This window comes from Bacillus sp. EAC (assembly GCF_002156875.1).
Taxonomy (GTDB): domain Bacteria; phylum Bacillota; class Bacilli; order Bacillales; family Bacillaceae_G; genus Gottfriedia.
Genome location: NZ_NCSY01000004.1, coordinates 472390 through 494388, shown reverse-complemented (window position 1 = coordinate 494388; position 21999 = coordinate 472390). Strand labels below are relative to the sequence as shown.

At 37.2% G+C, this 21999-nt stretch carries 13 protein-coding genes and 1 pseudogene; all 14 read right to left on the bottom strand.

All coding sequences use genetic code 11. The features are described 5' to 3' along the window. Positions 1 to 8: 8 nt before the first annotated feature. A pseudogene (locus B7R65_RS09790) lies at positions 9 to 1010 on the bottom strand (LacI family DNA-binding transcriptional regulator); the annotation flags it as partial. An 81-nt stretch (positions 1011 to 1091) separates the two neighbouring features. After that, positions 1092 to 2519, bottom strand: a complete 1428-nt coding sequence (gene uxaC, locus B7R65_RS09785; protein WP_088042573.1) for a glucuronate isomerase — start codon at positions 2517 to 2519, stop codon at positions 1092 to 1094. 131 nt (positions 2520 to 2650) lie between these two features. Beyond that, positions 2651 to 3967: a multi antimicrobial extrusion protein MatE gene (locus B7R65_RS09780; protein ID WP_088042572.1), complete on the bottom strand. Its 1317-nt coding sequence runs from the start codon at positions 3965 to 3967 to the stop codon at positions 2651 to 2653. Positions 3968 to 4050: 83 nt separating this feature from the next. Continuing rightward, positions 4051 to 5631 carry a response regulator gene (locus tag B7R65_RS09775; protein ID WP_088042571.1) on the bottom strand — a complete coding sequence of 527 codons (1581 nt, stop codon included), beginning with the start codon at positions 5629 to 5631 and terminating at the stop codon, positions 4051 to 4053. Continuing rightward, positions 5631 to 7448, bottom strand: a complete 1818-nt coding sequence (locus B7R65_RS09770; RefSeq protein WP_088042570.1) for a sensor histidine kinase — start codon at positions 7446 to 7448, stop codon at positions 5631 to 5633. Before B7R65_RS09770 ends, B7R65_RS09775 begins: the two co-directional genes overlap by 1 nt. A gap of 374 nt (positions 7449 to 7822) precedes the next feature. Then, on the bottom strand, positions 7823 to 8938 hold the full coding sequence (locus tag B7R65_RS09765; RefSeq protein WP_088042569.1) for a glycoside hydrolase family 88/105 protein: 1116 nt from the start codon (positions 8936 to 8938) through the stop codon (positions 7823 to 7825). 42 nt (positions 8939 to 8980) lie between these two features. Then, on the bottom strand, positions 8981 to 9256 hold the full coding sequence (locus tag B7R65_RS09760) for a cupin domain-containing protein (protein WP_088042568.1): 276 nt from the start codon (positions 9254 to 9256) through the stop codon (positions 8981 to 8983). Positions 9257 to 9325: 69 nt separating this feature from the next. Further along, a complete protein-coding gene (locus B7R65_RS09755; protein WP_088042567.1) occupies positions 9326 to 10651 on the bottom strand; it encodes an ABC transporter substrate-binding protein in 1326 nt (441 codons plus the stop codon). Between the two features lie 75 nt (positions 10652 to 10726). Further along, positions 10727 to 11560 carry a carbohydrate ABC transporter permease gene (locus B7R65_RS09750; RefSeq protein ID WP_088042566.1) on the bottom strand — a complete coding sequence of 278 codons (834 nt, stop codon included), beginning with the start codon at positions 11558 to 11560 and terminating at the stop codon, positions 10727 to 10729. A 1-nt stretch (position 11561) separates the two neighbouring features. After that, a complete protein-coding gene (locus B7R65_RS09745) occupies positions 11562 to 12509 on the bottom strand; it encodes a carbohydrate ABC transporter permease (RefSeq protein ID WP_088042565.1) in 948 nt (315 codons plus the stop codon). Between the two features lie 172 nt (positions 12510 to 12681). Beyond that, positions 12682 to 15291: a polysaccharide lyase domain-containing protein gene (locus B7R65_RS09740; RefSeq protein WP_088042564.1), complete on the bottom strand. Its 2610-nt coding sequence runs from the start codon at positions 15289 to 15291 to the stop codon at positions 12682 to 12684. Between the two features lie 139 nt (positions 15292 to 15430). Then, positions 15431 to 16789, bottom strand: a complete 1359-nt coding sequence (locus B7R65_RS09735; RefSeq protein ID WP_088042563.1) for a glycoside hydrolase family 28 protein — start codon at positions 16787 to 16789, stop codon at positions 15431 to 15433. Positions 16790 to 17173: 384 nt separating this feature from the next. Further along, positions 17174 to 20095 (bottom strand): fibronectin type III domain-containing protein, encoded by a 2922-nt coding sequence (locus B7R65_RS09730; RefSeq protein WP_088042562.1) that lies wholly within the window; start codon positions 20093 to 20095, stop codon positions 17174 to 17176. A 1067-nt stretch (positions 20096 to 21162) separates the two neighbouring features. Continuing rightward, positions 21163 to 21831, bottom strand: a complete 669-nt coding sequence (locus B7R65_RS09725; protein WP_256941253.1) for a hypothetical protein — start codon at positions 21829 to 21831, stop codon at positions 21163 to 21165. Positions 21832 to 21999: the final 168 nt, after the last annotated feature.

Here is a 21999-nt window from a genome sequence, read left to right as displayed (position 1 = left end):
GGGGTATGTTATACGAATTTTTTTACCGAATCTCTTATAATCAGTTCAGTTTTTAAGAGTATTTTTTCAGCCTCCTGCTCATCTCCAATGATAAGCGAAAGCACTTTTTTTGCACCATGAATGCTAATTTGTTCTAAAGGACGTTTTACGGTCGTAAGCCTTGGCGTTGTATATTGTGAGAATCCAATATCATCAAAACCAAACACTGAAATATCATCAGGAACTTTTAAACCTTTTGCAAATACTGCGTTCATTGCTCCAATGGCCATGTCATCATTTGAACAAAATACTGCAGTAGGGGGATTCTTCAAAGACAATAATCTTCCCATTGCCTGGTATCCACTTTCCATATCATAATTTCCCTGAACTGAATATTCATTTTTTATGGGAATGCCATTTTCAATTAATGCTTTCTGGTAACCTTCTTTTCGCTTTTGAGCCGATTTAAAGCTTGGTGTTCCTTCGATAATCGCTATATCACGATGACCACTTTCTATCAGGTATTCCACTGCCTTACGTGATCCCTCAGTATCATTACTTACAATATTAATAAGATTATCTTCTTCAACCTCTCTATTAAGGACAACTAGAGGGATTCCCTTTTGCAAAACATGATAGATAAAGGAGTTGTCACTGACGCTTTGACTCATTAGAATAATTCCATCAAACCTTTGAGAATTTATACTTGAATAATCTTGATAATCATCAATGCCGCGAATGAAAAGATTATAATCTTGCGTTATAATGCTATTGACACCCTTAATCGTATCAGAAAGAAAACTTGCTGATGTCCCATTACTGATACTCGTTAAAAATAACCCGATGGTATAGGATTTCTGCATCACTAAACTTTTTGCATTAAAATTTGGTGTATAGTTTAGCTGAGAGGCAATATCAAGTATTTTTCTTTTGGTTGGCTCTTTAATTAATGGGCTGTTGTTAAGTGCCCTCGACACCGTTGTATGTGATACATTAGCTAACTTAGCAATATCTTTTATTGTAACCATCTTTAAAACCTTCCTTTTTCAACATCAGCCATTTAATTAAAGCTTTTTCATCACTACTTTTTACCTCTTCATATTAAAATCATCTTAATAATTTAGTTTAGGCTCCCGACTGGGTTCTAGGATTTTAAAATTGAAGTAGTCTTTCGCATTATCATAACAGATACCTTTGACAATTTTGCCCAGTAACTCCAAATCATAAGGCACTTCACCGTTCTCAACCCATTCTCCAATCAAGTTACATACCAATCTTCGAAAATATTCATGTCTATTGTAGGATAAAAAGCTTCTAGAGTCTGTGAGCATTCCAATGAATTTGCTGAAAAGACCTACATTAGACAGTGCTTTCATCTGGTCAAGCATACCATCTTTGGTATCATTGAACCACCAAGCTGTGCCGAATTGGATTTTCCCAGGAGTGGTTCCATCTTGAAAACAATTGATTATGCTAGCTATCACATAGTTATCGTTTGGATTTAACGAATAAAGGATCGTTTTAGGTAGCTTGCCTTCTTGCTCTAAGGAATCAAGAATCCTTACCAATGGTTTGGCAATTTGATCATCATTGATTGAATCGTAACCAGTATCAGGACCAAGTTGGCGTAACTTTCTCGTATTGTTATTCCGATGAGCATTGATATGGAATTGCATCGCCCAGCCTAGGTTTGCATACAGTTTACAAAGGTAGATAAGTGTGTAAGTCTTAAATTTCCTTTCGGCTTCTAGTGAAATATCGATGCCAGATAACCTTTGTTCAAAAATCTGAGCAACTTCTTCAAAGGAAGCTTCTTCAAACACCATGGAATCTAATGCATGATCGGAAACCGTACCTCCGGATTCATGGAAGTACCGAACCCTTGCTTCTAATGCTGCAAGGTAATCTTCAAACGTGTTAATTTGAAGATTTGCAACTTCCTTCAGTTTTTCGACCCAATCAAGAAAACCTTCACGGTTTATTTCTAGTCCCTTATCGGGTCTGAATCCGGGTACAACACTCACCGGGAAGTCTTTCTCATTCTTTAACAATATATGATATTCCAAATTGTCAATCGGATCATCTGTTGTACAAATTACTCGTACATTAGACTTTACAATTAATTCACGGACAGAATATCCTTGCCCATTTAGTAATCCATTTACTTTATCCCAAATTCCAGGTGCACTCTGTTCGTTAAGGACATCATGAATTCCAAAAAATCGTTGAAGCTCTAAATGCGTCCAGTTATAAAGAGGGTTACCAACTGTCATTGGAATTGTTTTTGCCCACGCCAGAAATTTCTCATAGTCGCTTGCGTTACCAGTTATAAATTCCTCGGATATACCATTAGCTCGCATTGCCCGCCATTTATAGTGATCTCCATAAAGCCATGCTTCTGTAATATTTTTAAATTTCTTATTTTCATAAATTTCTTTGGGGCTTAAGTGGCAATGATAGTCAATAATTGGCATTTTCTTCGCAACATCATGATATAAAGAGATAGCGATTTCATTTTTTAATAAAAAATTTGGTCCCATGAATTTTTCCACTTCGAGCACCTTCTTATGATATTTTTTGTTAACGTTAACAATTTTCTGTATTTTCAGTTTACCATGTTGAAATAACGCATGTAAACAAGAATGTTAACGTTAACATTTTTATGCAAACATTAAATCGTTTTTTGTTCTACCACTTTAGTGACTTTTTGACTACGGTTTACAACGGAGTAAACTCCCAACAAGCCGATTAATTCACCTGTTGAAGCTGCAATAGCACCGGACCTACCATTTAATGCCGGATTCAAATATACTAATGGAATGATGACTAGGACAACAGTAATCATGTTAAAAATTTGAGGTTTTAACAGTGATTTTGTATTTTTTTGAAGCATGAGAATGCCTCCGTAGTAATCCACCCACGGGAAAACCAAGGTCTTAATAATAAAAAATTTTAATACATTCAGACTTTCAGTTGCCAATTCCATGTCAGCACCTAGCACTGTTCTCATAAACCATGGGCCGGCAGATGTAAAACATAGAATTGCCAGAAAGACAGATGGAACGATACTGAAAACCATCACGCATTTCAAAACCGTTCGTTTGTTTTTTTCATAGAATTGCAGGACGATCTGATGAGTGTACATAAAGAAGCTCAGTATTAGATTCGTAATGCTAAAAGCTAATGCGAAAGAAGCAATTCCTAAATGAACATCATGTATATTACCAAGAAACGCGTAAATCATGGGAATTAAGATGGTTTGAAAAGACAAATAAAAAACTAATGGAAAATAAAAAGCAGAAATTTCTTTTTGTCTCAAAGTTGTATCGATTTCCTTTTTGTTTTCTTTAACAATCGAATTCCCTCTCCACACACTTATGAAGCATTCGATTGCCATTCCAGTTAAAAAGATTATCGCTCCTGCAACACTACTTTTTGCATGATTAGATAAGTTCAAATATAGGGCGACAGTAAACATGCCTACTAACCGAATAACGACGCCTATGGTTACCCATTTTGTTTCCAACTTATTAATAATTAATCCTTGATATAAGCATCGGAGCCCTGAAAATAAAATAACTCCCGAAAGAATAAGAAAGGTAAACTTCAAGGAAGCCATTGAATCAGCTTCCGCATTAAAACCATACTTAAACACCAAGTCCCCAAACCGAGTAAGACCGATTAATGAACACAGGGCTGCTATGACAAGCGACACTTTGATAAAAAAGGTTGCAATTTTGTTGAAGGAAGCTTTCCCATTTGCCAAGGCTGAGCTCGTTTGCCTAAAAACCAAAACTGGCCGTTCAAGGATTCCAAATAAAGAAAAAGCGATCGCATAATTGGCAATTATGACTTCAGCATGGTCGGTTCGGCTCAATGTCCCATTAATAATGACATGGGAAATGGAAGTAAGACTTGCAGATACAGCCAATGGAATAAAAAATATCAGTATCCTAATAAAAGTGGAATTCTTAAAAATCTTTGACAATGTAAATTTCCACCCCTTCTCCATTACATCACCGTTAATTTATAGGGTCATTTATTTTTATCACGATAGCCGAAATAATATGCCTATTTTAGTTTTTTAAATTCGATTGGAGAATAACCCGTGTATTTTTTAAAACTGCTGCTGAAATATTGGGGATTAGAGTAACCAACCCTTTCAGCGACCTCATAAGTCCTCAAATCTGATTTCTGAAATAGCTCCATAGCATTTTTCATCCTCGTTTCAAGGAGAACATCTCCAAAGTTAATCCCCTTCTCTACTTTAAAGAGATTACTAAGATAGGCTGAACTCACATGAACTTCTTTTGCCACTGTTTGAAGGCTTAAATTGGCCACGTGGTAATTTTCACGAATGAAGTCAATTGCCTTATCAACAAGCGAATGTTTTTGATTCCCATTTAACCTTTTAACAAACTCAGCTAAATCGATAGTAATCACTTTTAATTCGGAAAAGATTTCATCAAGCGTCTGCAATTTGACTACCCTAGTTTCAACATTTTCAAACTTTGTAAAGTCCCAGTTTTTTGCGATTTTAGTTGATTCATATAATAATAAACTTATGACCCTGACCGCAAACAAAACCATTTCCTGCAAGGACACTCTTTTATTTATCAATAGTTCTTTTCTGGCATTTTCTAACAACTCCGACACTTTTTCCGGAAGTCCCAGTGTAATATATCGGAATAAATCTTCTTCAATTTTTAATTGCTCTGCTACTTCCTCACAATGTGACAATTCAATTTCTTCTATAGAATATGCTTGATTGATACCTACCAAATGTCTGAAGTCCATCGCTTTTAATGCTTCCCGATAGGAGCAGCACAAGTCTACAAGTTCCTCACTGACTCTTCCACGTGTAATGGTAATCGTTGTATGAAGCTTTTGCTGTATTGTTGAGAGGAATTCCCCAGTTACATTCGTAATAGAACGAGCAAAATCATCTACCAGTAAATCGGGGCCAAAAAGAAAAACAGCAAAGTGTTCGTTTTCAGCGTTTAAAACGCATCCTTCCATTTTTAAAAGGTCAAGGATCTCTCTGCAGTGCTCCATAATACTTTCTTTCACTGTTTCCATGTTTGTCCGATGTGCAAAATCTGCTTGGTCCATTTTGACATATAGAGCCGCTATATGTGTTCCGCTCGGCTCCAAACCTACTATACTTAACTCTTTAATGATTTCTTCATTCGTCAAATCGTTCAGACTTAACCTTTTAAGAAACTGCTGTTGGAGATAATTTTGACTTTCGTTTATATGATTTTCTTTCTGCAGCTCAAGCTCTAATTCTAGCGATGCTTGTTTCAGCTTCTCAATCAACTCACTCGTTTCAACTGGTTTTAGCAGATAATCAAAAGCTTTTAATTTAATTGCTTCATGGGCATATTTAAAATCTTCATAACCCGTTAGCAAAATTACTTTAGTTTTAGGATTATGTTCTTTAATCGCCTTAGTCATTTCCAGTCCATCCATAAAAGGCATTTGAATATCGGAGATGACAATATGAGGATCATGTTCTTTAATAATTTCCAGACCTTGTTCACCATCTGCGCCTACACCAACCAATTCAAATCCATGCTCCGTCCAGGGTATAACACTAGATAAGCCTTTACGGATAATTCGATCGTCATCAACAATTGCAACCTTATACATTAGCTAAGTCCTCCCCATGATTTTGGGATTCTTACCACTGTTTTTGTTCCTAAACCAGCTTCACTTTCTATAGATAAACCATATGCTTCCCCATAATGTAGCTTGATTCTTTCATGGACACTCCTTAAACCGATTCCTATAGTCGGGGAATTCCCCCTTTTGCTCTGAAGCTCTTCTTTAATAATCCTTAATTTCTCACTCTCGATACCAGAGCCATTGTCAGTTACTTCGAGGCATACCATATCGCTTATTTCATATCCCTTTATAATAATCTTTCCCTTCCCCCTTTTTTGTTTAACTCCGTGATAGATTGCATTTTCTATCAAAGGCTGTAGAGTCAGTTTAACAATTTTGCAGGATAATAGATTTGGATCAATAGTAATTTCATACGAAAAATCATCTCCATATCTCATTTCTTGGATGATTAGATAATTTTGGATATGTGCAATTTCTTCCTCTAAACTGATAATTTCTTTCCCTCTGCTGATACTAATACGAAAAAAATTGGACAGTGCTGTAATCATACTGCTGGCTTCTTTATTCATTCCCATATCGGACAAGCCCTTTATCGAATAAAGGGTATTATATAGAAAATGAGGATTGATTTGTGCATGCATAATGGAGAACTCAAGCTGCCTCTTTTCATCCTGTTCAAGTCTAATTTGGTCCAAGAGCGTGTTAATTCTAACCAATAATTCGTCCAATGCTGTTTTCAAAATCCCAATTTCTCTAGGGCCCTTATGTGTGAAAGTAATATTTAAATTATCTTCATTAATTTGCTTCGTTTGAGAAACTAGCGCAGAGACTGGATCGGTAATATATTTAGCCAAAAAATTCGCAATTAAAATAGCAATGACTGTTAACATTAAAATAAGCATAACCGTTACAAATTTAATATAATTGACTTTCTTTAAAATCTCATCCGTTGGAAAAATGGCAGCCACTTTCCACTTATTTACACCGATTGTATCGTAGATAATCGTCATGTTCTTTCCAACTGCATTTTGAAACTCATAACGGCCTTTTTCATCTTGTAATGACTGCAGATAGCTTAGTTCCTTTGAATTCAAACGGTATTCGTTTGCCACTGCTTTTGAATTAAAGGTACCGTCCCGGCTGACAAGGGTTAAATAGCCATGCTCCCCAATCAATGATTTATTTAGAACATTTTCAAAGAAACTCTTCCGTAAATTAAAGAGAAATATACCATTTGCTTTTGAGCGGTCGTTGCCTATCAACTTAAACACGCTTACCACTTCTGATTTACTTGCAAAAATATCATCAAGATGCTCATTATGCCAATAAAAGCCTTGCTTGCTGCCCTGATATTGTTCAGCATATTCCTTATAAGGAAATTGATTGAAATTCATTCGGAAATCACTGCGATATAAAGTAAATTTCCCATTATGCATTTCAACTAGAATAGATTCGATAATCGAGTTGTAGTTTAAATGAATAGCTTTCAATGAATTGCTCATTTTAATATAATCATTAGGATTTGATTCCGAATATTCTGAATCAATTAATTCTAATGTCTTCGGGTCATTAGAGAAAGTAACCAGCTGTTCGAACACATCAAATAGTCTGTTCTCTAAATAGGACTTAGTCTGGAATACTGTATCATTTACACTTTTATAAGCATTTTCCTCCAGCTGGGTTACAGCTATCTGATAGGATATCCAGCCCGTAAATGCGATAAAAAATAGGATGACCGGCAGAAATAAAGAAATGATTGTGGAACGTAGAGAAAATAGAAAATACTTTTTAATGAATACGACTAGTTTGTTTCTCATAGGCAATATAGGAAGCGCTTCCAAATCACCCCCCTCTCCATTTCTTTTCTACTATAATCTTAATATTAAAAATACATTATTTTTCTAGACTAGTAAATGGTTCTTCTTTCGCATTCAAAAACTTCCATGAATTAACAGCTAGAACCCATAATAATTTTATGGGTTCTTTACCACCTATTTTAATATTCCAATACCCGCCTTAGCTTTTACCAGCACCGGGACTGCTTGTGTCGGATCATTCTTGTATATAAGAATAGTTCCAAGCCATCCTTCGGTGAAAGAACTTCTCTTCCCAACTCTGGCGAAAATGCTGAAACCTAGGAAATAATCATTGCCAACAAAGAGACCACTAAAAGACTTCTGAATGTTTTTCTCATCCAGAACTCTTCGTTAATTTATTACTTAATGATATTTACTAGTGCCATACTGGCTAAAATAAAAGCACCAACACCATGAAGGTCATTTTCGGACACTGGACGAGAAACGTAATAGTCATACACACCTGCAGAAGTTCCGATACAGATTCCTTTCATCGTCAGTGATTCACCATCGACTTTAATCATCTCATTTAATAATCCTTGGTATCCTTTGATTGCAGCTTCAAGGTTTTCTTTACCCACGTAGCCCTTTTCAACTGCCCTTGCAATTGTATAAACAAATAAGCTGGAGCACGATGATTCTAGCCAATTATCAGCTTGGCTTCCTTTGTCCACAATTTGATACCATAAACCCGTTTTTTCGTCCTGATAGCCTACAAGGCATTTGATAAGACTTTGTAAAGACGATATTAATTCTCCTCTTCCGCTATGATCATTTGAAAGAAGGTCGAGGATATCAATCAGCGCCGTGCCGTACCAGCCGACCGAGCGTCCCCAGAATTCCGGTGAGCAACCAGTCTCAGGATTTGCCCAAGGCATCTTTCTACTTTCATCGTAAGCATGGTATAGAAGGAATGAATTTTCATCTTTCATATTTTTTCGCATGAGCTTTTCCTGGTATAAGACCATATCGTCTAATCCTTGTTCGTTAAAAGCATTCTGATACATCAAAGCAAAAGGTCCAGCCATAAATAAACCGTCCAGCCACATTTGATAAGGATATTTGTCTTTATGCCAGAAACCGCCTTCTTTTGTCTTGTTCAAGGTATGGAATAAATGTTTTAATTTATCGGCTGCTTTCCTATAACGTTGATCCTTCGTCTCTTTCAACAAAGGAAATAACAATATCCCTACTTGAATAGAGTCCAGCTGGTCCCGATCAAACAGGAAATTACCTTCTTCATCTAGGAGATTATCAATATACCTTTTAAGATAGTCAAAGAACTCTTGATTTTGAGTTTTCTCCCAAACTCGCTGCATCCCGTAAAGGTAAACTCCCTGATGATAATGCCACACATTTGCCGGTGGCAATTCTTCCGGTGTATAAGTTCTCATCAATGTCCTTGATGCTTTTTCAGCCATCGTTAAAGCAATCTCTGCAGTAACATTTGTTGTTTTTGTTTCTGAATAACTCATGATCGTACCTCCTGTTTTTTCCGATTTTTTAAGAAAATCGTTTCACTGTGGAGCAAAGATATCTAAAATAATAGATTCGTCCTCCAGGACATTCACACCGTGTAAGGTGTTAGAAGGAATATAGATTCTATCCCCTTCGCGAAGCCCTTGAAGAGCGGTCAAAGAGAAAGAAAATTTCTTCGTCCACCAAGGTGAATGCATTGTATACAAAATAAAAATGATAGTTGTTTGAGCCATCAGAAGATAACGTATAACTGTATTACCAGTCTTCACTTCCACGTTTTGTTTTATCTCAGCGGGAATTTCTTTGCCTATCAAACTATTAGCCTTCTATAGAAGAGATAAAGCCGTCTCGAAAGTAATTCTAGACGGCTTTATTTTTAATGTTTATTTTTTGAAATGCTCATCGTATTTCTTTTGAGCGTCTTCAATTGCTTTTGCCCACTGATCAAGGAATTCTTCTACCGTCATTTTTCCACTCATTACAGCCTGTGTTCCTGGATCAACTACTGTATCAAGAATGGATCGGTATTCAGGTAAATAGAATGGTGGCTTGTAAAGTATAGTATTCGGATCATCATAAACTTTAAATGCTGTTTGAATATGTGGAGAATCCTTTACCCATTGTTCATTTAATACATCAGAATTCGTAGGAATCTGCCCTACCTGCTGGTTCCAGTAAGATTGACTGTCCTTTGAATTTAGGAATGCTGTCAATTTCCATGCTGCTTCTGGGTGTTTTGTCGTTTTAAATACACTGATTCCGATGGTGTTTCCGCCTTCTGCCTCATATTTGCCATCAGTCGTTTTTGGAAGTGGGATTGCTTGGAACTGATCTGGCTGTAGTGCCTCTTTATGTTCGCCAAAAGAACCAATGTTATGCTGAACCATAGCAACTGCCCCTGTATCGAATCCAGCAATCATTTCTTTGTAACCGTTTGTGATATCACTTTGCGGTGTATATTTTTTATATAAGTCAAAATACTTCTTCAAAAACTCAACATGCTTTTTGTTGTTGATTGTACTTTTACCATCTTTAATGTAGTCTTTTTCACCCGAGTATGCATACATTAAACGTTGTAATTGGAAAGAACCGCCAGCTCCACCGCGGATGGTATAGCCATAGTGTTTACTTGCTTTATCTGTTTGCTGTTTAATAGCAGTGAAGAACTCATCCCATGTCTCAGGAACTTTTGTCCCCTTTTCCTTGAACCAGTCGGGACGAACCCAAAGGATATCAAGGTTTTGTGTATATGGAATGCCGTATAACTTGTTGTCAAAAACGATTTCCTTGTTAAACTCGATTGCACCTTTATTAATCTTGTCTTTATCTTCCCAATTTTCGAAATCGGAATCTAAAGGCAGCAATGCATCTCTCAACGCAAATTCTGGAAGCCAGCTCGTCTGCACACTGCCCACGTCAGGGGTATCCTCTGCAGCGATAGATGCATCGTACTTCGCTTTTGCAGAGTCCTTTGGAAGCCCGACATATTCAACGTGAATGTTAGGGTTTTTCTCTTCAAATCGTTTGATTAATTCTTCCCAGATTGGTGTACGCTGAGGACCTGCATTTTCATCCCAAAACGATAACGTAATTTTTTCATTTGGATCTGCTTTCTTTTCCTTTATGGTTACTTCTTTACCGCAGCCTGCAAGTAGTAATGAAGCAGCCATTGAAGTAGTGGCAACTGTTTTCCAAAACTTTTTGTACACAAAAATCCCCCTCTATGATTTGTTATATGTTTTTAAAGGCTGTGACCTTACACAGCCCTTTGATAAAACCCTGCATTATCCTTTAACGGCTCCACCCATGCCATTAACCAGATGCTTTTGAGCATAGGCAAACATTAGCACTGTTGGAATTAAAGCGATTACACTGCCGGCCGCTAGAGCACCATAGTTAATATTGAATTCACCCATCATATAGCTGAGTCCAACTGGAAGTGTAAACTTGCCCTGCTGATTTGTCAGCATCAAGGCAATCAAAAATTCATTCCAAGTGTAAATGAAGGTAAATACACTTGTTGCAACGATCCCTGGAATTAGGAGCGGGAAGATGACATAGCGGATTGCCTGCAACTTGTTACAGCCATCTACCATCGCCGCTTCTTCTAATTCTCGAGGAACATTTGATATAAAACCATTCATTAACACTGTCGTAAACGGGATCTCAACAGCCGCATAGGTAATAATTAATGATAGCGGGTTACTGATTAATCCCATATGCTTAAAAATAATAAACAAAGGAATAATCAACATTGACCTTGGAATAAACTGCGTGCATAAAAGCATAAGAAGGAATGCGCGCTTCCCCTTAAACTTGTATCTGCTTAAGGCATAGCCTGATAATGTTGATAGTATTAAAACTATAAAAACTGTACATACACCAACTATTAAACTATTTTTAAAATAGGTTGAAAACCCTACATTTGTCCATGCACTAACGAAATTATCGATTGTCGGCGAGGCTGGTATGTATCCAAGCGGCCGCTTGACGATATCTCCTTCATGCTTGAAAGCCGTATTAATAGTCCAGTATAACGGAAAGAGAGTAAAAGCAAGCATAACCAGGAGCGGCAGATTAAATGTCAGAAGCCGGTCAATTCTTTTTTGTTTATTCATGTTAATTCCCCTCCCTATCATATCTCGTAATTCGTAAATAGATGATGGCAAAAAATAGTAATATACCAAAGGCAACAACAGTTAGTGCTGACCCATATCCAAAATTTGATCCGTGAACTGCTTGTTCAGCTATGTACATTGTCAAGGTTGTAGTACTGTGTGCTGGCCCTCCGCCAGTGAGGTTGAAAAGAAGATCAACATTATTAAACTCCCATATCACACGTAGTAAAGTTGTCAGGACAATTGTATTTTTCAAAGACGGCAGTGTCACATATAAGAACGATTTCACTCTACCTGCACCATCCATCTTTGCCGCTTCATAAAGTTCTTCCGGAATACTTTGAAGTGAAGCAAGTAAGGTAATGGTAAAGAAAGGAATCCCTCTCCATAACTCAGCAATAACGACCGATATAAAAGCAGTAGTGCTACCAGCAAGCCATGCCTTGCTTTCACTAATAATCCCTAATCTGATGAAAAGATCATTGATAACACCCATATGTTCATTAAACATTAGTGACCATATTACAGAGGCTAACACACCCGAGATCGCCCACGGAATAAAAGCAGCCGCTCTAATCATCCCTCTAAACTTAAATTTTTGATTGAGAAGGAGTGCTGCAATTAAGCCCAAAATTAGTTGTAAGCCTACCTGAGAAACCACCCATTTAAAAGAGGTTAGCAAACTTGGAAGAAATAAAGTATCCTCTGTAAAAATCCTTTTGAAATTGTCTATCCCGGCAAAACCGTTATAAAAGGGAGCGGAAATATCATAATTCTGGAGACTGTAGTAAAACACCGTCCCAATCGGATAGAATAAAAAGATAACAATCATTAGTGTTGATGGCAAAATAAATAAATAAGGAATCCATTTTTGTAATTTATATTTTTTGATTGGTTTCTTTTTCTCAGTAGAAACTACTGATGCTTCCAGCTTTTGTATAAGATTCATTGAATGGATCCTCCCTTCTTGTTTTTCATTTTAACCGAAAACGCTTACAGTAAGAATTCAATATCTTTAGCTGTTTGTTTGTTTTTTTTAGATATTCATAATTTTTAAAATATTGCTAAAACGTTGACAACAAAGAAGGCAGCCGCGAGCAGCTGCCTTCAATTCCATTAAACTATCCTTTTTTTAACCCCGGAGGCATTTGTTTAACATGGATTTCGAGCTTTGCCACTAATCCATGGTAAAATGCAGTAACAGAAGTTTTTCCTTTCTCCCCGGCTAGAAGATTGCCTCCCCGGTCTACGGAAACAATGGAGATATCTCCCGTTTTGAATTGAATTCCTGAAGATAAAACTTTTTCAGAGCCATCAAAGAATCTAGCAACTACAGAAAGTTTAGCTGATTCCCTTTCCCTAAGAGTTCGAGAGATTTCCAGCTTAATTGACACAGGATCTGCTGACAGTGCACTAACATAGCTATGATTGGCACCTGCACTATTTAGGAAACTATCAGGAGAAATACGAAGGAAGCTGCCATAAACAATGTTTCCATCTAGATCTCTATCAAACTTACCTGGAATCTCAAGACTAACAAAGTCTTTTGAAGTAACGATGTTCCCCTCGCTGTTGGATGTTATGGTTCCGTCATAGAAGTAATTAGTACGATCATTGTTACCTGAAATAAAATCCTTTACCGCACCGGAAGCAGTTCGATAGGAAAGATTGTTTTTAAAAGTCCCCTGCTCTTGAGCGTTGAAGTATGGGTTGATTCGAAATATATAGTTAAATCTTTTATTATTAAAAGCTGTGTTATTTTCAACCACCATCTTACCTGGATTAAAATTGTCCGTAAAACCGTCCATGTTATTATCAAAGGCAATATTGTTCCGGACAACATGAGCGACAGGCAATCCTTCGCCGCCGAGCTTAAAACCATTACCTGCGTTACCATCTTTGTTATAGCCATTGCTCAGTTTACCGTTTGCATAGGCAATGTTTCCTTCAAGTGTAATCGGCATATTTGCACCTTCATTTGTCCGGTTATATAAATCCCAGCCATCATCGATATTGTTATGAGCAATGTTTCCTCTAAAGATATTTCCAACACCAACACCCAGCTTAGCCGCAAATCCGTCTGCATTTTCGTCGGAAAGGTCACGGTTATCATGTGATTCACTATTTAAGATCAAATTATACTTAGGCCATAAAACCGGATTGGAACCACTGCCGCTAATTTGCAGACCTGTATCTCCGTTATAATTGAACAGCATTTGCTCGACAACATTATGGTCACCACTCACCCGCATACCGCCTGTTGCAGCATTCGTAATCTGTATACCAAACAAGTGCCAGTAATCCCCATTTAATTGCAGAACATTACTAAGTTTCCCTTGCCCATCGATGACTACTTTTTCGCCATTATAAGCCATTAATGTTTTCACTTTTTCTTTGGAACCACTATTTTCCTTCTTAATATTAACGATAGACGACGGGGTATAGATACCCTCTAGCATATAAATGATTTCACCTGGTATGGCAAATTTAATACCTGTCTCCAGGTCTACTGGATCATCGATTGTTCCTTTAGCAGAACTAGTTCCATTTGGTGATACAAACAAGCCTGCCCCATTTGTATAAATTTTCTTGGTTACTGTAAGATTCTTGGTGATTGGTGCAGTTGATGGTCCTTCACTTGGTGTAAAGGTAACGGTAAAATCTGTGCTTTCGTTATTCAATAAGGTACTAAACGAATATACTTGATCTTTTTGGACCGATGCCAAACTGACAACTTCTTCCCCATCTTTTATTACTGATATTGTACCGTTATAATTGGCAAGTGCTTTTAGGTCATATTGTTGTGAACCAGATTCCGGTGCTGAAAGTAAGCTCATTGCCGGTTTATCTTGAACAGCCTCAATTGGTGGTGTGGACACAGTATGGGCCTCACTAAGAGTAAGCTTTGCATTCTGAATGATCATTTTGGCGTTTCTGGATGCATAAAAACCAACATACATATTATCCTTGTCCATCACTTGAACAAGATCTGCTCCTTTTACTCTTTGTTCAAATGTTTTTTCTTCCGCCAAATGAGTGAAGCTAGCAGACATAATAAATTCAGTGTCAGTCCGCTCCAACCTCACCTTTACGGGCGTTCCAATAGGCAATTTGTATTTTGAATCCGTTGTAAAAGGAGAGGCTTTTAATTGACTTCCGAGATTACCCCATGGATAAACAACACCCGTCCTGTATATAGGAGCTACACCATTACGCATCATCCCGACCCCAAAAATATTAGAAGCAGCCGGAACTTCTTCATATCCAAGGATCATGGGGTCTTGTCGCGGTGAACCGATTGTGTCCCTGACCATAATTCCTGCACTTTCCTGACCATTTGGTCCGGCACCTGTTTCTGGACCGAACTGTTCGATGGTCATGTCAGCTTCCAAGACAAAATTATGGATAGTAGGATTGAGCTTTGTATAATAAAATGTCAACCCATCGTGCCCAGGAGCCAGCTTTCCTCCTCTGCTTTCCAAGGTGATTTTCCCCTCAATGGTGCCAGGCTTTTCTGGTGAGGCATAGTTAGTCCCTATTTTTTCTGGCAAAACATTTGCGGCAAAATTCAAATCGGTTGACTGGCCAAATGTAACACTTTGCCACACTAAATTCTCACTTTGGACTGCTTCCTCATTACCGCCTTTTTCTTCAGCAAATGTAGCTGGTATGCTGCTACAAAGGAAAAGAAGGGCAAGAAAAACATTTCGGATTCTAGTTAACGCTTTCAATATACTCACTCCCTATTCATTTTTTTAAACTCATATTTTGTTCATTTCTTTGAATCTATTTTTGATATTTTAATAGAGTAACATTTTAAAAATAGAGCCTGCTTTCTGTTTAACAGGACAGACAATTGATAGAATTTCACTATCGAATATTACTTACATTATTAAATATAATAAGCGGATCAGTTGGTCGGCTATTTTTGGACTTACACCCTTCTATTTCAATATCATTTCCGTTTTCCACATAAAAAGCCGGCCCTTTATGATTGCTCACTATTACTCGATGGAATTGAATATCCTTAACATTACAGCAATAAAAACCTCTTTGCTTCATTGGTTCAAGGTCCGCCATCATTGCGGGCAACCCAGGTTTGGCATCTTCGGCCATTGACACAGAAACATTTTCAAATGTGATATCCTCCACGTACATTTCGGCTAGACCATATAAGAAACCAGCTGCGGCACTAACGTTACGGGCCGTTATATTGGCAAAATGGATCCTTCTAAACACAGGTGTTTCTTTTGTAATCGGGTAGGGATTTTTATCCCATACATATTTTTCTTCGCCACGTGGACCCCAGTGGTAATACAAATTGGCAATAAAAGGACAGATGACACCCTTCATGACAATATTATTGATACGCACATCTTCAATCACACCGCCCCGGCCTCGTCTTGATTTCAGGCGGATGCCCCTGTCTGTTCCTTCAAAAATACAATTGCTTACTGTGACATTCCGGATATCTCCACTCATCTCACTTCCAAACACAATGCCGCCATGGCCATGAACCATTGTACAATTTGTGATGGTAATATTTTCACAAGGAATACGTTCTGTTGATTCCTCTGTACCTGCCTTAATGGCGATACAGTCATCACCGACGTCAATATGACAATCAGAAATGCGAACGTTTCGGCAGGATTCTGGATTAATCCCATCCGTATTTGGGGAGTCGCTTGGGTTATGAATCCGAATATTGTGGATCGTGACGTCTTCACAACAGAGAGGATGAACGGTCCAGCTCGGGGAGTTCATCAGTTTCACTCCTGAAATCAAGACATTTTTACAATGGTCGAAACCAATCAGCTTAGGCCGTGGGTATTGATTTTCTTTTCTCTGAAAAAGGTTCCACCAATAATGCCCACTGCCGTCCAACGTGCCATAACCGGTTACTGAAATATTTGCAGCATTTTCCGCATAAATACAAGAGGCGTAAACTTCCCTTGTTACCCCCTCCCAGCGAGAATGTAAGATTGGGTAATCTGTTTGATCAGAGGTGAATACTAAAATAGAGCCAGCCTCTAAATAGAAATGAACATTGCTTCTTAAAATGACAGCTCCAGTAAGGAATCGACCGGCAGGCACATAAACAGTCCCACCGCCTGCTTCTCCACATGCTTCAATAGCCAGCGAAATAGCTTTAGTATTATTGTGTTCCCCATCGCCGATTGCTCCAAATTGTTTGATATCATAAATACTTGAAGTCGTTGAACTAATCATTTTTCACCTTCCTCTTTATTAGCTAAGCATTGTTACTAATTTCACTTAAAATATAATCAATTCTTGTTTCCTTTTTAAAAACGACCAATTTTAGTACGTATCTTTCTTAAAGTCTAAGTGTTATTATGCAAGCGAGATCTTTTTTTGAGAATACAAAATATTTAGAAATCTGTTTTATATCTTTAACTGTTTTAAAATTCAGTAAAATAGTTTCGGTTGTAATACGTAACATTTGCCTAAGTTATAGTCATAATTACTCATTCACTTTCTATAAACTTAAATAGTGCTAATTTTTTAGGCACAAAAAACAGGGTGTGATTCTGATTTCACATCCTGTTTTCTTGTGTTAAATATCATTCTAAAAATCACTCTAATTTAGACTGGTCAATTCGCCTTCCCTGGTATTAAGTGAACTGTTTCGCTTGGCCCAAAGCCACTCCAGCGATATCCTAAAACCTTTACAAGACCATTTGGAATCACATCAGATAGGCGTTCTCTTTTTGAATATTTAATTCCCTGTCCAACTGCCTCCACTTTAAATGTATATTTTTCACCTTTTTTAAGGCCAGTAACTGTATAATTTGTTTTCGCTGTTGTCATTTCGGCATTAATTGGTGTAAATTCAACTCCTTCAGGCTTGATTGGTTTTCCGTTTACATAAACACGGTATCCAATGACATCTTGGTTAATGGCTATAGCCTTGTTCCAAGAGAGGGATACACTAGTACCATCCTGTCCAATCTGAGCTTTTAGCCCGTCAGTAAAAGACGGAGCTCCAATCGCATACGGAGCAGCTGTTTCGACCTCTAGTAGACGATTATAGGGTGTCTTATTTCCAGCTAAATCCACGGCTTCCACTTCAACTTTATATTTTTTGCCTGGCTGAAGATTTCCTAGTGTATACTTGTTGGAAGTCGCAAATCCATGAAGTTCCCCATTTGCATACACATTATAACCTGCAATACCAGTTTCATCACTTGCAGCTTCCCAGACTACAGAAGCCCATGTAAATCCAGGATACACAGCATTTACTTCCTTACCACTAAATGTAACACTAGCAGGTATCATCGTTGTCGGTACTTTAATTTCGGTATTTGCTGGCAACAATGGCACTGTTTTGTCTGCCACTCCATTTGTTTTCACCTTGATTTTCGGACCATTCGAAGTACGATTTCCGGTTGCATCGTCAGCTTCTATTTTAAACATGTACTCTTTTGCTGGAGTTAACCCAGTTAATGTAATGCTTGTTTTATTCGTAGTTGTATAGTTCGTACCAACCTTCTCGCCATTTTTATAGACGGTGTAACCTGTAACACCTATATTATCGGTTGCTGCATTCCAAGTTAAGTTCACACTCTTTCCATCGGCTGAAGATACTGCCTCAACAGCAGAATTATCTGACCATACTGGTTTTTGAGTTGTATCTTCAGGTACCGCTGTCGTATTTTCAAAAACAAGTCCCGTAGAGTTTTTGATACGCCAAGGATTTCCGTTATTATCTTTAACATTTGTAAATGATACATCAATAAATTTAAAATCTTTTGCGTAATCCATATTAACTGAATAGACATTATCAAATTTCACATTCTCAAAAGTAATATTTTCGTGATACACTTCACCGACGTCATTATTACCAGTCACAAGGATGGATTGTTTATTACTACCTCCTTGGTTTCGAACAGTTGTATTGAAAATTTCTATGTCCTTAAATTGAGAGATTTCTTGGGCTGGTTCATAAAGAATAGCCGCATTTGCATCTGTATATGCAGAGGTAAATACGAACGGACCATCCCCATCAATGCCTTCTAATGCATTATCTCTGAAAAGGATATTTTTAGCTCCACCGCCCATTGGAGTATTTGTTTTACAGCGTAAACCAACATCAGTTTTATACATAATGTTATCTTCCACGACAAAGTCCTGGATCCAGCTTCCCGTATGACTGCCTGTTACCACTCCTCCATGACCCTCGCGAATATAGTTATTAAAAATCCAGGCATTTCCGGTAGGATCTTCACCTGCTGCCGCTTGTCCCATACCTGCTGCGAAGTTAATTGCGTCGTCTCCAGTATCAACAAAATTATTGAAGACCATGATGTTCTGGGAATCACCAAACTCATATCCATCAGCATTATTTGCGTCGTAAGTTGTTGAAATCGTTCCATTTACGACGATATTTTTACTGTGAAGGTTCACAATCCCGTGGAAGGAAGGATTAAGCTGTGTGATTCCTTCATAATACATACCGTCTACACCACGTACCGTGATTAAATTTGAACGAGTAGAATAAGCAGATTTTTCGTCCATACCTAACTCTTGAGCAGCATATGATTGATTTGCAGCTAAGATTCCCAGTGTATTTTCTGAATCAAGTTCCAGAGGACTCATTCTTCCGTTGTCTACTTTTACATTCCCAGTTACATTTAAGTTATTACCGGCAGCTAAGCGCGGTAGTTCATTGCCAAGTTCGTCAATGGTTGGATGATTTTTATCTTTTTTCCATCCGTTCCCATCAATGCTCCCTTTTCCTACGATTCGAATATTTTTTAGACTGCCGTAATCATATGTTTGAGCATTGATTAACGAGTAAGAGCGCTCATCAGTAGAGTAGTCATACGCCCAGTAATTCATGCTATAGTCTTTAGGATCTGATGAACCAAGTAAATTCCCATCTACCTGTAACGTCATATCAGATTTAAGCCATAATTCCCCAGTAATAAATTGACCTTCTGGAATTAAAACTTTCGCTCCCGGTGTAGCTGCATCAATCGCGGCTTGAATGGCTTCTGTATCTTTTGTTTTATCATTTGTTGTTGCACCAAAATCAACAATATTAAAAACCTTAGGAACAGCGGTTGTTTTTCCTATAATCTTATTAGAATTAGCGGATTCAACACCATCTGCATTAACGGAGGTTACATAGAATTCATAAGATTTGTTCGGTTTAAGGTTTTCAACTATGAAATTATGAATAAGAATATCCACGTGGAAATTATCTTTATCAATATTTTTATAGAAATTATCGATATAAGCCTTTGCAGGGCCACTGTTATCTTTTGAAGAACTGCCAATTTTCTTTCCATTCATATAGACATTAAAATCCACGATGTCACTATAGTTCTTAGGCTTCTCCCACACTAGAGTTATGCTGTCTTCGTCAAAAGCAAGGTTTGGAATCTGTAAATTTACCGGCGATGCAGGAGCGTTTGAAGCGGGTTGTTTATGGGCAAGAGCTCTTGCACCAAGTTGGCTGAATACTAGTAATGATGCCAAAATGATAGTAATACAAACTTTAATTCTCTTCAACTATGTTTCCACCTTTCTTGTATTTATTGAAAAACAATTACCATTCTCCCTTCTTGATAGTTAATTATAGATAAAAACGCTTTCTTAAATAATTCAATATTTTTAGATTTTTACAAAAAATCTTTATGTGTTTTTAAAATACATCCCTCCTTTTGTCTTCTTAAATATGGTATTAACGGTTAAAAAAAAAGCCTAAACCCTTGATACACTTAGGTTTGAGCTTCTTCAAAAGTATGATTTCAACTGGACCTGAATCAACGAGGCCTCCCCTGTCAATTACAGCGTGCCAAAAACACAGTATTATTGAATATTTCAGGTCAATAAAGTCCAGTAAATCAAGCAATCGATTCTATAGTTACTTATAAGTCTGTGCAAATTTTGTGAAATCCGATAGAACTTTATATTATGAGGTAGGGTGCATTTAAAAGCTCTTCAACCATGAAATGCAAATAACTCCTTCAAAATTAAAAGGCTATCAAAATCGGATACACTTTTGATAGCCTTACTATTTTATAAAAATTATATTATTTTTTGTCATCATGTGGATATTTATGAGGACTATTTGTTAACTTTCGCAAATCACCTCGATAAAAGACATCTTTAAATTCTTTATAATTAAATGGAATAATAGGAGCTAAATATGGATTCATAACGAGCTTGTTATCCATAATCTCTTATGTGATTCTTATAAAAAAAATAAAATAGTGACTTCTTCTAAAAATCAAATAATTATTCGTTAGACTACAATATGAATTTTTTTAAATGTAGAGGTAAATAAAAAACAGAACTCATTGTTCTGTTTATATATAGAGATGACGATTATGACAGGTGAAGAATTTTAATCATATCCATTCCTATTTTTTCACAGATCAAAAAGATCCACATATGTTGCTATTTTTGTACAACTAACGCATGAGTTAGTTACATAAGTATACCTTTCCTTATCAAAACCTTTTCAAAACTTAACTTCAAATACTTTAACCTCTACTTACATAAAAAAGCGATTTTCGTAATTGAAAAATCGCTTTTTTTCAAGACATTTTACAGCATATTCAGAAAAAACTAATCTACGTCACAGTAAGAGGTGGGTTTATATTTACAGCTACAATTTTGCAAGTCGAAATTGCAAATCTAACAGTTGTAGTTGGACTAATTGGTAAAGTACCTAACACTATGCCAAGACCTGTTTGCTCCACGTTAAATCCTGCTGCAATAGAACCATTTGCAGCTAAAAGATTTACTGTAGAACCGATCAGTGTATCTAGCAATTCTCTAATTGGTCTTTCACGACATTCACATTCGCACCCAGAATCAACAGGCGGCAACAAGTTGATAGTTGGTCCTGGTGGTAAAAATCCTACTCCTGTTACATCAGAAATATTGACAACAAAGGTCGTCGAGCCATCTGTTACAGTTACTAAAAAATCATTCACTGCAGTGATAGTGAATAAAAAGAAAAGAGGGGGTACGTTTGGTGTGTCTGCAATCGTGCCAAGAATCACAGTTTCCCCGATAAGTTGTTGTAAAACGTTCTGCATAGGAAAAACACAACAATCACATAAACAACCTTCAACTACTCCAGTAGCACCCGTAGCACCTGTAGCTCCAGTTGCTCCTTGTATTCCAATTGCACCTCTTTTACCTCTTTTTCCTCTCTCTCCTTCTTCACCTTCTTTTCCTCTTGGTCCCCTTGGTCCTGTTGGTCCTGTTGGTCCTGTCGATCCTGTTGGTCCCATTTGTCCTATTATTCTTTGGGTCAATTTTTGCACCTCTCTTTTAAATTTCACATTCATTTTATCTTACGTAAATAGGACAAGTTGGTTCATATAAATGTGAAAAATGAGTCGGTAAATAGCTAAAGAAATTACGTTACTCTTTAACTTTATAGCTATTTTTTATAGTTT

Excerpts from the sequence above, each read along its gene's own strand:
- uxaC (WP_088042573.1), bottom strand. The coding sequence starts at position 2,519 with ATGGGACCAAATTTTTTATTAAAAAATGAAATCGCTATCTCTTTATAT.
- B7R65_RS09775 (WP_088042571.1), bottom strand. The coding sequence starts at position 5,631 with ATGTATAAGGTTGCAATTGTTGATGACGATCGAATTATCCGTAAAGGC.
- B7R65_RS09765 (WP_088042569.1), bottom strand. The coding sequence starts at position 8,938 with ATGAGTTATTCAGAAACAAAAACAACAAATGTTACTGCAGAGATTGCT.
- B7R65_RS09750 (WP_088042566.1), bottom strand. The coding sequence starts at position 11,560 with ATGAATAAACAAAAAAGAATTGACCGGCTTCTGACATTTAATCTGCCG.
- B7R65_RS09745 (WP_088042565.1), bottom strand. The coding sequence starts at position 12,509 with ATGAATCTTATACAAAAGCTGGAAGCATCAGTAGTTTCTACTGAGAAA.
- B7R65_RS09735 (WP_088042563.1), bottom strand. The coding sequence starts at position 16,789 with ATGATTAGTTCAACGACTTCAAGTATTTATGATATCAAACAATTTGGA.
- B7R65_RS09725 (WP_256941253.1), bottom strand. The coding sequence starts at position 21,831 with ATGGGACCAACAGGATCGACAGGACCAACAGGACCAACAGGACCAAGG.